This window comes from uncultured Flavobacterium sp., from assembly GCF_963974175.1.
Taxonomy (GTDB): domain Bacteria; phylum Bacteroidota; class Bacteroidia; order Flavobacteriales; family Flavobacteriaceae; genus Flavobacterium.
Map to the genome: position 1 here is coordinate 187,675 of NZ_CAXBBR010000002.1, position 14,155 is coordinate 201,829.

Below are 14,155 nucleotides of genomic sequence, written 5' to 3' on the forward strand. Positions count from 1 at the left end.
AAGAATATGACAAGAAGTTTTCCTAAAGCAAGTATATCTTTTGTTAGCAGCACTATACTTTCATTATGCCTTTTAGTATTCTGCAAGACTTCTGCTCAAGAAATTAGCGCAAAACAACTATTGGAACGAGCGATTCATTATCACGACCCGCAGGGCAACTGGGATCGTTTTGCAGGAAAACTAACTGTAGCTATGACCATGCCAACAGGTACTGAACGCTTAAGTGAAATAACTATTGATTTTCCAAATCAGCATTTTAAACTTAGTACTATTAAGAACGACAAAACTGTTGAATACAGTGTCACTAATAGTAAATTTTTATTGAGTCTGGATGGTAAAAGTAACTTTACTGAAGAGGAAATAAAAACTTTTAACCTTACCGAAGCGCGAACTAAATTCATGCAAAACTACTATACTTACTTATATGGTTTACCTATGAAGCTTAAAGACCCCGGAGCCATTATTGATTCAGTAGTTGAGAGAAGAGAGTTCTTAGGAAAAGAGTATCTTGTTTTAAAAGTAAAATATGAAGAAGGCGTAGGTAAAGATTCCTGGTTCTTCTATTTTGATCCTACAACTTATGCTTTAAAAGTATATCAGTTTTACCATGATGAAACTAAAAAAGACGGTGAATATATCCTTCTGAGTGACGAAGAAACTTTTTATGGAATCAAAATACCTAAAGTTAGAGCTTGGTACGTCAACAAAGACGGAAGCTATTTAGCTACAGATACCCTTACAAAGATTAGTAAATTATAAGAAAGTCAGCTGCTATTTTCACCAGTACAACTTTCCCCCCAGCTAATTTTAAAAATAAAAAGCAGCTATCTCCTTTAAATTAGGGCATAGCTGCTTTTTTTTATTGTTATTTAAGAAACAGTTATCTAACGATAACACCATCTACAAATAAAAGAGGAACTTCTTCAACATCCTTTTCAGTAATAGAATTAGCTTTAAAGATAAATTTCTTATCGAATAATTTATTTCCAATGAAAAAGGTCACCATGAACTCATTGTTGAGCACTAAAACACTTTTTTCTAACATTTCGATTTTCACCACCGAAACCGGAGGCACTTCCACAAAAGCATGGCGCAACAATGATGTTTTTTTCATTTCACCATCGATAGTTCCAAATGCTTTAGAAACAACCATAACACTTTCAATAAGAAAATCACTGTCGTTTACTAAGTAAGCGTACCAAACCTTTTCCATAAAGTCGTCACTCCATTCTTGGACTGCGGCCACGAAAACGTTCTCTACTTCAGGGATTATAATGTCTTTTTTCATTGCTAATTTTTTGCCTCGATATCTCGAAGCACTTATATTGTATAATTCAGTATTCCTAGCCCAGATAGAAGTGAAAATCCTTTTCTTGTTTTTCTTTAAAACAAGAAAAGACTGTAACGAATAGCTGGAAATAGCTCCAAATTCTTCTTTTAATTTTAAATAGTAGCTTTAAATTGCTCTAAGAAACGAATGTCATTTTCATAAAACATACGAATATCACCAATTTGGTAGTTCAACATAGCGATTCTTTCAATTCCCATTCCGAAAGCGAAACCAGTGTATTCTTCTGGGTCGATACCACAATTTTTAAGGACATTAGGATCTACCATACCACAACCACCAATTTCTAACCAACCGGTTCCTTTGGTAATTCTATAATCAGTTTCGGTTTTTAAACCCCAATAAATATCAATTTCGGCACTAGGTTCCGTGAACGGAAAATAAGACGGACGCAAGCGTATTTTTGATTTTCCAAACATCTCTTGGGTGAAATGCAATAAGGTTTGTTTCAAGTCGGCAAAAGAAACATCTTTATCAATGTACAAGCCCTCTACTTGGTGAAATATACAGTGAGAACGCGATGAAACTGCCTCGTTACGAAAAACTCTTCCCGGAGAAATCGTTCTAATAGGTGGTTTGTTTTCCTCCATGTAACGCACTTGTACAGATGAAGTATGCGTACGCAACAAAATATCTGGATCAGTCTGAATGAAAAAAGTATCTTGCATGTCACGTGCCGGATGGTATTCCGGAAGGTTTAATGCAGTGAAATTATGCCAGTCATCTTCAATTTCCGGCCCTTCAGAAACATTAAAACCAATATTAGAAAAAATATCAATAATCTGGTTTTTTACTAATGAAATAGGATGACGGGAACCAATTGTTATTGGTTCAGACGAACGTGTTAAATCACCATAAAAACCTTTAGTTTCTTCTTTGTTTTCGAATGCTTCCTGAATGCTTTTTACTTTTTCTTCTGCCGAAGTTTTAAGTAAATTGATTACTTGTCCAAATTCCTTTTTTTGGTCATTAGGAACATTCTTAAATTCGGCAAAAAGCTCTTTTAAAAGACCTTTACTTCCAAGAAATTTAATTCTAAATGTCTCTAATTCTGCTTTATCTTGTGTTGAGAATGCTTGCGCTTCCCCAATATATTCTTTTATCTTGTCTATCATTTTCATCCAATAATTGAGAGTGCAAATTTACAAAAATTTGTTTCAGGTTTAAAGTTTAAATTTCAAAGTTTAGCCTACAGCTTATTAATTCATGTTTTTTTATCAAAAAGTGATTACTCAATCAACTGTCTTTCGATAAAATAACTCACGATAGCTTCTTTCATTAACACTGATTGCTCTCCTGCTTTAAGTGTTGGCAGCTCCTCTTTAACGCGATAATGCGGCCAACCTTCATCATCGAAAAATTCGAATTCATAGAATCCATAAGGCTCTAATAACCGGCAAATCGCGATATGCATTAGGTTTAATTTTTCGTCTTTTTTATATTCACGGTGTACTTTCCCGAGTTCTTGTACCCCAATCAAATAAATGATGGCGTCTAAATCTAGGTCTTCTCCTTGTGAAAATTGATTGGAAAGTATATCTACAAGCTGTTCCCAGCGTTCTTTAAGTTGGTTGTCTCTTGACATTTTTTTAGAAAATAAAATAAAGAATAAAGAGAAAAGACTTCATTCTTTGAGTTTGAAAAATTTGATTTTGACAAAGATAGCAACTACGTTTTTGACTTCGGGATTTTCTATTCTCTATTTTCTTTATTCTTTTAATGACTTTTATCTTTTGCGTTCTTTTATCTCTGTTCTTCCCTCTATTTTCTATATTCTTCTATCTTTGCTTAATTCTCTTTATTCTTTAACTATGAGTTTTTTAGATATTGTTTTGGGTGCATTACTTCTATATGCTTTATTCAAAGGCATGAAAAATGGGCTTTTTATTGAACTGGCTTCGTTAATTTCACTTATTTTAGGAATCTACATGGCTATAAAATTCTCTTATATGATAAGAGCAATGCTTGCCAATCACGTTTCTTGGTCACCAAAATATATTGAAATAATCGCTTTTGGCCTCACTTTTATTGGAGTAGTATTGGTTGTTCATGTATTGGCAAAAGTTCTGACCGGCATTATGGACTTTGCGTTCTTAGGTATATTCAATAAACTGGCTGGAGGTGTTTTTAGTATTCTAAAAACCATTTTGCTTTTAAGCGTTGTAATTAATCTTTTTCAGAAAATCAATATAAACAACATGATTGCAAAAGAAGAGACGCTCAATAAATCATTGTTTTACAATCCCATTCAAGACGTTTCAAAATACATTTACCCTTCCTTAGAAAAGTGGTATACTGATTTTAGAGAAACGAAGAAGTCAGAGTAGTATTTGACTTTAAAGTATTTGAGTAGTACAGGAAAACTACTTCACTTCTTTGATAGCACTATTTTCAATCCAACCTTCGGTACCGTCCGTTAACTGGACTTTTTTCCAACTGTCTACTTTTTCTTCTACGTACACTTTTGTTCCTTCATGAAGTACAAAAATAACGGGACTTCCTTTTTGTGGTTCACTTCTTACCTCTGCAATTTCGGCAAAAACAATCGCTGGCTTTTCATTATCGTAATGGCTTTTTTCGAAAACAGCAGCTGCAACTACTATGAAAATGAAAACAACAAGTGCAAACATGACAAAAAACGAAACCCTTTTTACTACCGTAGTTTCGGAAAAATAATACCCTAAGAAAGCAAGCAAAAATGAAATTGCTAATCCTACAGCAATCCAAGCCCAGGTATTGTAATGGTAAATTGCGGTGAAATCACGAAGCAATTTTGCAAACCCCACTTTTGGAACCACCTTTACTTCATCAATGGTTCGTTTTTGAGCAAACCTAAGGTTATTTTCAACCATACGGTCATTTGGACTCAATACTAAAGCTTTCTCGTAGCTGTAAATTGCCGGCGCTACCTTATTCAATTTATAGTAGCAGTTCCCAAGGTTAAAATACAATTCTGAAGAATGCTGGTTCGTTTTCAGCACACTTCCATAAGCATCAATAGCTTGCTCGTATTTTCCTGCTTTGTATAAATCATTCCCCATTTCAAAGCCATTTTGAGCAAAGAAAACTTGAGTTGTCAGTAATAATATATAAAAAATATTCTTCATTTTTCGGATGGTCAATTACAAATTATTTGTTGTCAATTTTTATATCTGCTTTTCCAAATCAGAAATTATCGACACTGCTTTATCATAATCTTTTTGGATGGTAGCACTTGATGAAGGTGCATATCGCGCAATTTCACAATTCTCAGTCAACGCGATAAAATCATCCACCGCAACAGGGTTTGCATTCCTTGTCAACAAAAGTTCTTTGATATTATCTTTACTCATCTCTGAAGTTTCAATATGTAATTTGGCTTTCAAAAAGTTGTGCATTGCCTTTTCAAGGGCAACATAAAACGGCTCTTTATTATTAATCTGCTTTTTAGCTTCTGATAAATATTTCTTTGCCAGTTTATTATTTCTTCTTATCCTATTCCCTACTACATCTCCATCAATTGCTTCTTTTTTCTTCTTAAGCAATACAATTATCGGTAGCATCAAGAAAGGAAAAAATAATAATCCATAGAACAATTGAGAACCAAAGAAATCATCCTTAGCAACCGCCACCAGATTTGTCTTTAATTTAATAAACTTAAACTGCTCTGTAGCTGAAATTTTATTTTTACCGTTTTCTGAATTCGAAGCAGTGGCGTCAGTCGCAGTGGGCCCATCTAAAATAGTAATCATAATCTCCGGAGAGCTTATGGTTTTGTACTTTCCTGATCCAAGGTCGAAATAAGAGAACTGCATTGGTTTTATCGGATAATTTCCTTTGTACTGCGGTATAATCGCATAACTGTCAGAAATTTTTCCCGATGTTCCCGCCAATGTGGTGTTCACGTTTTCACTGTGAACTGCATCATACATTTCTAATGCATTTGGAACAACCGGTTTTGGCAAATTAAACAACTTCATATTCCCTTTTCCAGTAACACTTACAATCAAGTCAAGGCTTTCCCCATTTTTCAAACTTGTTTTTGTTGGCGTCACTTTAAAATCAAAATTCCCTACAGCGCCTGAAAAATCAACTGGCTTCCCTGCTTCAGGAAGTGCTTTTACATTTATTGTTTTAGCACCTGCAGATACTCTTTTACTATCATCCGCTATAATAACACGGCCATAAACGTCCCTGCGGTTCGTAGGTAACTGCACATCGATATCCAATGACAATGGCTCTATAGTTAGCTTACCTGATTTTTGTGGGTATAAAACTGCTTTTTTAAGTACAATATAACGATAACGTTCCCCTTTGAACATTCCTTCTTCGGCGACTAATTGTTTAATCTCAATATTTTGACTCCAAAAATCATTGTATTTTGGTTTGTTCAGCTCTCTAAAATTGCTTATCCCAATATTATTACTGAAATACAGTTTATAAACTACCGTTATAGGCTCATTTACATAAGGATTTGTCTTAGAAATATCAGCAATTAAATACAAATTATTGTCTGCAGAAATACTGGTATCGTTAGGGTCTCTAGGCTGTTCAACCGCAGCGGTAACATTTATTTTTACTGGAGTAGTTTTATAAACCTGTCCATTGTATTCAATAGTAGCCTGCTTGATGGTAAGGTTTCCTTTTTGATTGGGTACAAGGTAATATGAGTATACCTTTTCAAAAGTACTTCTTCCGTTTATCCATGACTGACTCACTTGTTGACTCGGCCCTGCAATAACTCTGAATCCGTCAAAAGAAGGTTCATTAAAATTATCTCCATCGATGTTCATAGCAAAATCAACCCGCAGTCTTTCGTTTAGGCCGAGCGTGGTTTTACTCACTTTAGTCTCAAATTGTACTTGAGCTATAAGTGCTTGAAAACTTAACAGTATTAAAATTAAATATCTTTTCATCTTTTATCCAACCCTTATCTTTCCTTTCGGATTTATTTTATTCTCTGTTTTATTGTTGTAATTTATTCTTCCTTCAGATAAATTTAATTACCAGTCTTTTTCTGTTTTCACTGGTTTTCCTTGCACTTTTTGGGCATTAACTTTATCCTGAATTTTCTTTTCTTCATTATTCACTGCATCCAAAAGATTTTCTAATCGTTGTTTAGAAATCCCACCAGGTTGCGGTTTTGGTTTCTCCTGATCTTTGGGTTTATCATCTTTATTATTCCCATCTTTTTTATCCTTATCCTTGTCATCTCCCTTGTCATCTTTCTTATCCTTATCTTTATCTCCTTCTTTCTTGTCTTTGTCTTTCTTGTCCTGATCCTTTTTGTCTTTGTCCTTTTTATCTTTATCGTCTTTATTCTTATCGTCCTTAGGCGGATTTTCTTTCAGCATTTTTTTTGCCAATGCATAATTGTATCTTGTTTCGTCATCAGAAGGATCATTGCGTAGCGCATTTTTATATGCCTCAACAGCCTCGGTATAATTTTTTTCTTTCATAAATACATTCCCTATATTATGAAAAGCTTTGTGTTTCTGAGGTCTTGATTTAGTACTTTTAATAGCTTTGGCGTAAGCGAACTTAGCTTCAGATACTTGATTTTGCTTATAAATGGCGTTTCCTAAATTATAAGGTGCAACAGTCCTATTTGGGAATTTTGAATTTGAAATTCGATAATCAGCTTCTGCATCTACAAATTTACTGTCTGCATATTCTTCATTTGCCTTAGCTAAACTTTTATCTTTCTCTTGTGCAAATACGCCTCCCAACCCTAAAAAGAGAACTGAGAAAGAGATAAATATGTATTTTTTAAGATTCTTCATTTTTATTAAATTATGCTATTCCTTACAAGTTGAATCCCTGAAAGAACAGACATTTATTTTTCTTCATTAAATAAATTCAATTTCTTCACCCAGCTCGTTTTCTTTTCCAACAAAAACAAATCTAAAAACAGCAACACAAAAGCGAATCCTAGAAACCATTGAAACTGTGATTGGAAATCGGCCATTTGCGTGGACTCAAATTCGGTTTTTTGAATTTTATCTAAGGTGTTCTTAATGTATGCTATCACTTCTTTAGTATTATTCCCATTGATATAGCCGCCTTTGGTCGCTTTAGCGATCGTTTCCAGACTGGCACGATTCAATTTTGTCACAACAACTTCATCATTGTTGTCTCTTTGATAACTTTCTACAATACCATTTTTCTTCAAAGGAATCGTTCCTCCTTTTTCGGTTCCTATCCCTATAGTAATGATTCTCATTCCCTGCTTATTCGCTTCTTCCGCCGCCGCTTGGGCACCTTCAGAATGGTCTTCTCCGTCAGAAATTAGAATCAGCAACTTAGAGGTTTTGCTCTTATCGTCAAAATAGGTTGAAGACAGTTTTATCGCTTCATCTAGCGAAGTTCCTTGTGAAGACACCATTTCAGTGTTCATACTTTGCAAAAACATTTTTGCAACACTGTAATCCGTAGTAATTGGCAATACCGGAAAAGCGCTACCTGCGTAGGCCACAATCCCTATTCTATCATTCCCTAATTGATTGATAATTTGCGAAACAATCTGCTTACTTTTTTCTAATCTACTCGGAGCAACATCTTCTGCAAGCATACTTTTGGATACATCCATCGCAAAAACGATATCAATTCCTTCTCGTTTTACCGTTTCCATTTTAGTTCCAATTTTTGGATTTACCAATCCAAAAATCAATCCCGTCAAAGCCAAAATAATCACAACCAGTTTAAAAACAGGTTTAAAAACGGAAGATTCCGGACTCAATTTTTTTATTAATTCCAGATCCCCAAATTCCTTTTTCTTTTTTCTTTTCCAATATAAATTGAAAAGGAACAATACCACCACTAACGGCAGTATAAAAAGTAAGTATAAATATTTTATTTCGTCTAATTCCATTTTTAATATTCAGTTTGCAGTATTCAGTTTGCAGTTCCCAAAAAGTGATAATCATTCACTTTTATCCTCTAAGCAAATTAGTAATAGTTACTCTTTAATTAAATTCCAGCTTTCACATCCAGTCAACCTCTCCTTCGGAGTGGATCCTATATAAAGCTTTTGTAAACTGTATTCCTTAATCCGATCTCGGCTAATAATAAGAAACCCGCAAGCCAAACAAAAGGCCTGTATTTCTCATCGTAATCATAGAATTTTAATTCCTCAATTTCGGTTGTCTCCAGTTTATTGATTTCGCCATAAATTTCAGCCAACTTGCTATTACTTGTTGCTCTAAAGTAACGTCCCTCCGTTTTATTTGCGATACTTTTCATCAATTTTTCATCAATTTCGACTTTCATCATTTTGAATAAAAATTGACCGTTTGGTCCCACCGCGTATGGAAATTCTGCCATTCCGTTTGTCCCAATACCTATTGTATATACTTTTATACCATATTGTTTAGCTATATCTGCTGCTGTTTCCGGTTCAATAAAACCTGAATTATTTACACCATCTGTCAGCAGGATAATCACTTTACTTTTGGCTTTACTGTCTTTCAAACGGTTAACCGCTGTAGCCAGTCCCATTCCTATTCCTGTCCCATCCTGTAAAACCGTATCGTATTTTATACTCTTGATGGCCTCAAGAACAACGGCTTTGTCGCTGGTAACTGGAGTTTTTGTATAGGCTTCAGAAGCATAAACTACAAGCCCTATTCTGTCATTAGGCCTTTCATCTGCAAAATCAGCTGCCACTCTTTTCAACGCTTCCATTCTGTTAGGCTTCAAATCTTTGGCAAGCATACTTCCTGACACATCGACTGCCATAACGATATCTATCCCTTTTGTAGTTTTAGTTTTATTGCTTATGTCAACCGTTCTAGGTCTAGCCATAGCCACAATCAAAGAACTCAATGCCGCTAACCTTAATACGCTCAAATAAGGTTTTAGCTTTGCTAATAAAGATTCAGAAGATTTAAATCCCTTAATTGAACTTATTTTTAAGGTCGCTGATTGATCGTTCCTTTTCACAAATAGCCAGACTATAGCTACTGGAATTAAAAGAAACAACCAGAAAAACTCAGGATTTAAAAATGTGATATTTCCCATTATTTACTTAATTGTATTAATTCGACAGAGCTCAAAACTCGGTCTGATATTTCATTCGCATACGAATCCCCTTCTTCATGGAAAATCATGATTTGTTGTAATCCGCCTTCTTGACTGAATAGCACTATTTCATAATAGAGCTTTTCGCTACTTTTAGAATTGACATTGAATCTTGAAAATGTTCCGTATGATTTTAAACCCGTTACACCTTCTTTAGTGTCAAAATCTTCTTGTTTCACAATCATATTTTGCGCACCTTGAGACTCCAATGTCTGTAAGGTAACCTCCATCGATTTTTTCAAATCAATTTCTGCTTCTTGTTTGTATTTAATGGTAGAAACCATCAGGTAAAAATTATCAACAAAACTACCGTAGGCAAAAGATTGCATTTCTTTAACTAGCTGCAGACCGTTTTTAGGGAGCGATTTTGTTAAATCAATTCTTCTAAGCACTTTTGGAGTTTCGATAGTAACTCCGGGATTTCCGTAGGTACTTCTTATCCATTCGGCTTCAAGTAATTCTTTTGTAGGGTGTCCAATAATAGTATCTTTTACAAAGTCGAATCCTTTAGTAACAATGAAATAAGTTGTCGTTGCTAGCAATAAGAAAACAACCGAAGCGACTGCAATAAGTATTCGTCTGCTTCTCTTCTTCTTTAATTGAATTTGAATCTGTTTTTGTTTTTGTGCCTCATTCAATAAAGTATCCTCTTCAATTTCAACTTCCACAGGAATAGAGCTGTCCAGCGTAAGAATCGCTTTTTGTATTTTATTTCGATCTGCTGTAATTTCGTACTCTACCGGTTTAGATTTGGCAAATTTTACTAAATCGGCTTGTTTTAAAACACGTTCCAAATTCTCTATCGTCTCTGGCGAAACCGTCATTTTCTTTCTCACAGAAGCTGCTCTAAGACCCAGGATCAACTCCGAAGTAGTGCTTTCCATCGCCGGAATATCTATCGCCTCTTCAATATAATTACGAGCAATATCCGTCAATTCACTATAGTAAGCTTTCACTTCTCCTTTTTGCCAAAGTTCCTTTTGTTCTAAGGTATTCAGTAAGCTGGTTGCTTTTTCTATTGGTGTTTTGTAAACCTCTTCTTCAATTTTTTTCTTTTGTTGTTTTTTAACAAACCAATACACTAATACTCCTATCCCAAGAATTAGCGCTAGTATCAAAAGGTATTTCCACCAATCGCCAATCGAACTCTTTACGGGAACGATGTCTTTAATGTCGTACATCTTTTGTTTTAAAGTGTCTACCTGAACATTGGCCACTTCAACCGAAATTGAATCCGTCCTGTACGGCTTGCTGTTGATCAGAATCTTTATACTCGGAATCGTATATTTTCCAGAATCAAACTGTGTTAACCCATATTTTTTTATTAATTCATACCGATCATTATTTTTGATCGTGTCAATAGGATAAGACCGAATTACTTCGAGAGCTCCAATGTTTTTAAGTTTTGGAAAATCAACTTTAGACAACGTATCCACTGACGTTTTTACCGTTAATTTAAACTCAGCGCCAATTTTGTTCTTAGTTGTATCTATACTAGTTACCACTCGTTTTTGCTGAGCAAAAAAAGCAGTGGAAAAAAGCAATAATAGTAGGTAAACTTTATTCATTTTTTATTTTCAGTTTGAGGCAAATAATTTTTGATTTCAGATTAACGATTTATGATGTTTTACACTTAGAATTAAAATTCCAAAACCGTTAATGATTACCTCGATTTAAAATAGCCTAATAATTTGGTTACATAACTTTCGTCGACTCTGGTATTTACGACTCCAGCACCTGACTTACTGAATGTTTCCTTGAAATAAACTAATTGGTCATTATAATATTTCTCGTAGTTGAATCGAACCGTTTTCGAACTAGTGTCAACCAATTGTGTTTCTCCTGTTTCAGCATCGATCATTGGTACCATTCCTATATTCGGCATTTTTTGTTCCCGAATATCATACACCCTAATTCCTGTGATGTCATGTTTTTTAGATGCGATTTTCAACGTATGTTCATAATCTTCCGACATGAAATCAGAGATAACAAATACAATCGCTTTCTTTTTCTGAGTGCTGGATAAAAATTTTAAGGCTTGAGCTATATCCGTTTTGCGGCTTTTTGGTTCAAACTCTATCAATTCACGAATGATACGCAAGACGTGCGACCTACCCTTCTTTGGCGGGATATATAATTCAATTTGGTCTGAAAATAAAATCAACCCTATTTTATCATTATTCTGTGTTGCCGAAAAAGCCATGGTTGCAGCAATCTCCGTAACAATATCTTTTTTGAATTGGTTCTTAGAACCAAAACTTTCCGAACCTGAGATATCTACCATCAACATCATTGTCAACTCACGCTCTTCTTCAAAGACCTTTACATGAGCTTCATTGTAACGCGCCGTAACATTCCAATCAATATTACGAATATCATCTCCATATTGATATTGACGTACTTCGCTAAAAGTCATTCCGCGCCCCTTGAATGAGGTGTGGTATTCCCCTGAAAAGATATGATCGCTCAATCTTCGGGTTTTAATTTCTATTTTTCGTACTTTCTTTAAAAGCTCTTTTGTATCCATTCTATAATTTGTTTAAAGTTTAAAAGTTTAATGTTTCAAACTTGTCATTTAACAACCTGAAACTTTAAACATTAAACAAACTTTAAGGTACTTCAACTTCATTTATAATTTTATTGATAATATCAACAGAGGTAATATTTTCAGCTTCTGCTTCATAAGTAATACCAATTCTGTGACGCAATACATCATGAACAACGGCACGAACATCTTCTGGGATTACATAACCACGTCGTTTTATAAAAGCATAACATTTGGCCGCATTAGCTAAATTGATACTACCACGTGGCGAAGCACCAAAACTGATTAACGGTTTCAAGTCGGCTAGTTTATATTTCTCTGGGTAACGAGTGGCAAAAATAATATCAAGAATGTATTTCTCAATTTTCTCATCCATATAGACTTCACGAACCGCTTCTTGTGCACGTAGAATTTGTTCTACAGAAACAACTTGGTTTACTTTCTCGTAGCTTCCTTTTAAGTTTTGACGAACAACCATACGCTCTTCATCCATTTTAGGATAGTCAATAACCGTTTTCAACATAAAACGATCGACTTGTGCTTCCGGAAGTTGGTACGTTCCTTCTTGCTCAATTGGGTTTTGAGTTGCCAAAACTAAGAAAGGTCTGTCTAATTTAAAAGTAGTATCACCAATAGTCACTTGCTTTTCCTGCATCGCTTCTAATAATGCAGATTGCACTTTAGCTGGCGCACGGTTAATCTCATCTGCCAAAACGAAATTAGCAAAAATAGGTCCTTTTTTTATGGAGAATTCATTTTGCTTAATATTGTATATCATTGTTCCTACAACATCTGCTGGCAATAAATCTGGTGTAAATTGTATTCTACTGAATGATCCGTGTACCGCTTGGGAAAGCGTATTAATAGCTAGCGTTTTTGCTAATCCTGGAACACCTTCCAGTAAAATATGTCCTTGTCCAAGAAGTCCAATTAATAATCTTTCAACCATGTGCTTTTGACCCACAATCACTTTATTCATTTCCATTGTCAAGAGGTCGATAAATGCGCTCTCTCTTTCTATTTTTTCATTGATTGCTCTAATGTCTAAAGTCGATGTATTTTCTTCCATATCGTTATATTTAAAACCTTGAATTTAATGCCTTATATTTGAGAGTGCAAATTGAATTATTTTTTAGAGGTAAGATGTTAAAAAATGGTTAAAACTTCGAACAAAGCCCTAATTTTAAGGACGAATTATGATACAATTTTTATATTTTTAAGAACTTTGAAAAATATACTTTGAAATAAGAAAAATACGAGTTTCAGTAAAAAATAAAAACCATGAGCAAAACGACATTATCACCTATAATTGCAGGCACTATGAATTGGGGAGTTTGGGACAAAAACCTAACCCCAAAGGAAATGGAAAGTATGATCCATGTCTGTTTAGAAAATAAAATTACCACCTTTGACCATGCCGATATTTACGGTGGTTACACTACCGAATCCGACTTCGGAAAAGCATTTTCTTCGAGCAACGTAGCGAGAGAAAAAATCCAGCTTATTTCCAAATGTGGGATTCAAATGCTGGCTGAAAACCGAGACAACAAAATCAAACATTACGACTACTCTAAGTCACACATTATCTGGTCAGTTGAACAATCGTTAAAGAATTTACAAACTGATTATTTAGATGTATTTTTGTTACACAGACCTAGTCCGTTGATGCAAGCAGATGAAATTGCCGAAGCAGTAGAAAAACTAAAATCAGAGGGAAAAATAGTCGACTTTGGACTCTCTAATTTTACCAGTTCTCAAACTGAATTGATTCGTCAAAAAACAGAAGTGAGCTACAATCAGGTACAGTTTTCGGCAACAAATTTTGAACCTATGATTGACGGCAGTTTTGATTATATGCAACTAAATAAAATTCGCCCGATGTCTTGGAATCCGTTAGGATTTGTTTTCAGGAAAGATATCCCGCAAACACATCGACTAAAAAAAATATTGGCAACCTTGGTTTCAAAATACCATTTGGGTGCTGACACAATTTTACTTTCCTGGGTTTTACAACATCCAGCCAAAGTGCTTCCTATAGCAGGAACAGTAAATGTTGCCAGAATACAATCGTTGATGAAAGCAGTCGAACTAGATCTTGAAAAAGAAGATTGGTTTGCCATCTGGGCAGAAAGTATGGGAGAAGATGTGCCTTAATTTAAGTGCCAATTGTAGTTATAAAACAATAAAAATGAAATCCAACAATA

The 14,155-nt window shown here is 34.7% G+C and carries 14 protein-coding genes; 3 read left to right on the forward strand and 11 right to left on the reverse strand.

Features of this window, described 5'->3' with window-relative positions; all coding sequences use genetic code 11:
* The first annotated feature begins 6 nt into the window (after window positions 1-6).
* Complete coding sequence (locus tag AAC069_RS03740) at window positions 7-759, forward strand: DUF6503 family protein (protein WP_339919163.1); 753 nt, start codon at window positions 7-9, stop codon at window positions 757-759.
* Between the two features lie 121 nt (window positions 760-880).
* Here AAC069_RS03740 and AAC069_RS03745 read toward each other — a convergent pair whose 3' ends face one another.
* From AAC069_RS03745 to AAC069_RS03755, 3 genes are all read right to left on the reverse strand, one after another.
* Complete coding sequence (locus tag AAC069_RS03745) at window positions 881-1,288, reverse strand: hypothetical protein (protein WP_339919164.1); 408 nt, start codon at window positions 1,286-1,288, stop codon at window positions 881-883.
* A gap of 155 nt (window positions 1,289-1,443) precedes the next feature.
* The gene (gene pheS, locus AAC069_RS03750; protein ID WP_339919165.1) at window positions 1,444-2,463 is read right to left on the reverse strand and encodes a phenylalanine--tRNA ligase subunit alpha; all 1,020 of its coding nucleotides are present in this window, start codon (window positions 2,461-2,463) and stop codon (window positions 1,444-1,446) included.
* Window positions 2,464-2,576: 113 nt separating this feature from the next.
* Entirely contained in the window at window positions 2,577-2,933 is a 357-nt protein-coding gene (locus AAC069_RS03755; protein ID WP_339919166.1) for a hypothetical protein, read from the reverse strand.
* 226 nt (window positions 2,934-3,159) lie between these two features.
* Between AAC069_RS03755 and AAC069_RS03760 the strand changes: the two genes are divergently transcribed.
* A complete protein-coding gene (locus AAC069_RS03760; protein WP_339919167.1) occupies window positions 3,160-3,675 on the forward strand; it encodes a CvpA family protein in 516 nt (171 codons plus the stop codon).
* Between the two features lie 36 nt (window positions 3,676-3,711).
* Here AAC069_RS03760 and AAC069_RS03765 read toward each other — a convergent pair whose 3' ends face one another.
* The 8 genes from AAC069_RS03765 to AAC069_RS03800 all read right to left on the reverse strand — a co-directional run bounded on the left by AAC069_RS03765 (window position 3,712) and on the right by AAC069_RS03800 (window position 13,020).
* Window positions 3,712-4,455, reverse strand: a complete 744-nt coding sequence (locus AAC069_RS03765; RefSeq protein ID WP_339919168.1) for a tetratricopeptide repeat protein — start codon at window positions 4,453-4,455, stop codon at window positions 3,712-3,714.
* Between the two features lie 39 nt (window positions 4,456-4,494).
* Window positions 4,495-6,243: a BatD family protein gene (locus AAC069_RS03770; protein ID WP_339919169.1), complete on the reverse strand. Its 1,749-nt coding sequence runs from the start codon at window positions 6,241-6,243 to the stop codon at window positions 4,495-4,497.
* 87 nt (window positions 6,244-6,330) lie between these two features.
* A complete protein-coding gene (locus tag AAC069_RS03775) occupies window positions 6,331-7,110 on the reverse strand; it encodes a tetratricopeptide repeat protein (protein WP_339919170.1) in 780 nt (259 codons plus the stop codon).
* A gap of 53 nt (window positions 7,111-7,163) precedes the next feature.
* Complete coding sequence (locus AAC069_RS03780) at window positions 7,164-8,198, reverse strand: VWA domain-containing protein (protein ID WP_339919171.1); 1,035 nt, start codon at window positions 8,196-8,198, stop codon at window positions 7,164-7,166.
* Window positions 8,199-8,344: 146 nt separating this feature from the next.
* Window positions 8,345-9,346, reverse strand: coding sequence for a VWA domain-containing protein (locus AAC069_RS03785; protein WP_339919172.1), 1,002 nt, complete (start codon window positions 9,344-9,346; stop codon window positions 8,345-8,347).
* Window positions 9,346-10,974 (reverse strand): hypothetical protein, encoded by a 1,629-nt coding sequence (locus AAC069_RS03790; protein ID WP_339919173.1) that lies wholly within the window; start codon window positions 10,972-10,974, stop codon window positions 9,346-9,348. Before AAC069_RS03790 ends, AAC069_RS03785 begins: the two co-directional genes overlap by 1 nt.
* Before the next feature lie 95 nt (window positions 10,975-11,069).
* Window positions 11,070-11,933 carry a DUF58 domain-containing protein gene (locus AAC069_RS03795; protein WP_339919174.1) on the reverse strand — a complete coding sequence of 288 codons (864 nt, stop codon included), beginning with the start codon at window positions 11,931-11,933 and terminating at the stop codon, window positions 11,070-11,072.
* An 82-nt stretch (window positions 11,934-12,015) separates the two neighbouring features.
* Complete coding sequence (locus AAC069_RS03800; RefSeq protein WP_091091272.1) at window positions 12,016-13,020, reverse strand: MoxR family ATPase; 1,005 nt, start codon at window positions 13,018-13,020, stop codon at window positions 12,016-12,018.
* A 212-nt stretch (window positions 13,021-13,232) separates the two neighbouring features.
* On the opposite strand from AAC069_RS03800, the gene AAC069_RS03805 reads away from it, so the two are divergent.
* A complete protein-coding gene (locus AAC069_RS03805; protein WP_339919175.1) occupies window positions 13,233-14,105 on the forward strand; it encodes an aldo/keto reductase in 873 nt (290 codons plus the stop codon).
* Window positions 14,106-14,155 lie beyond the last annotated feature (50 nt).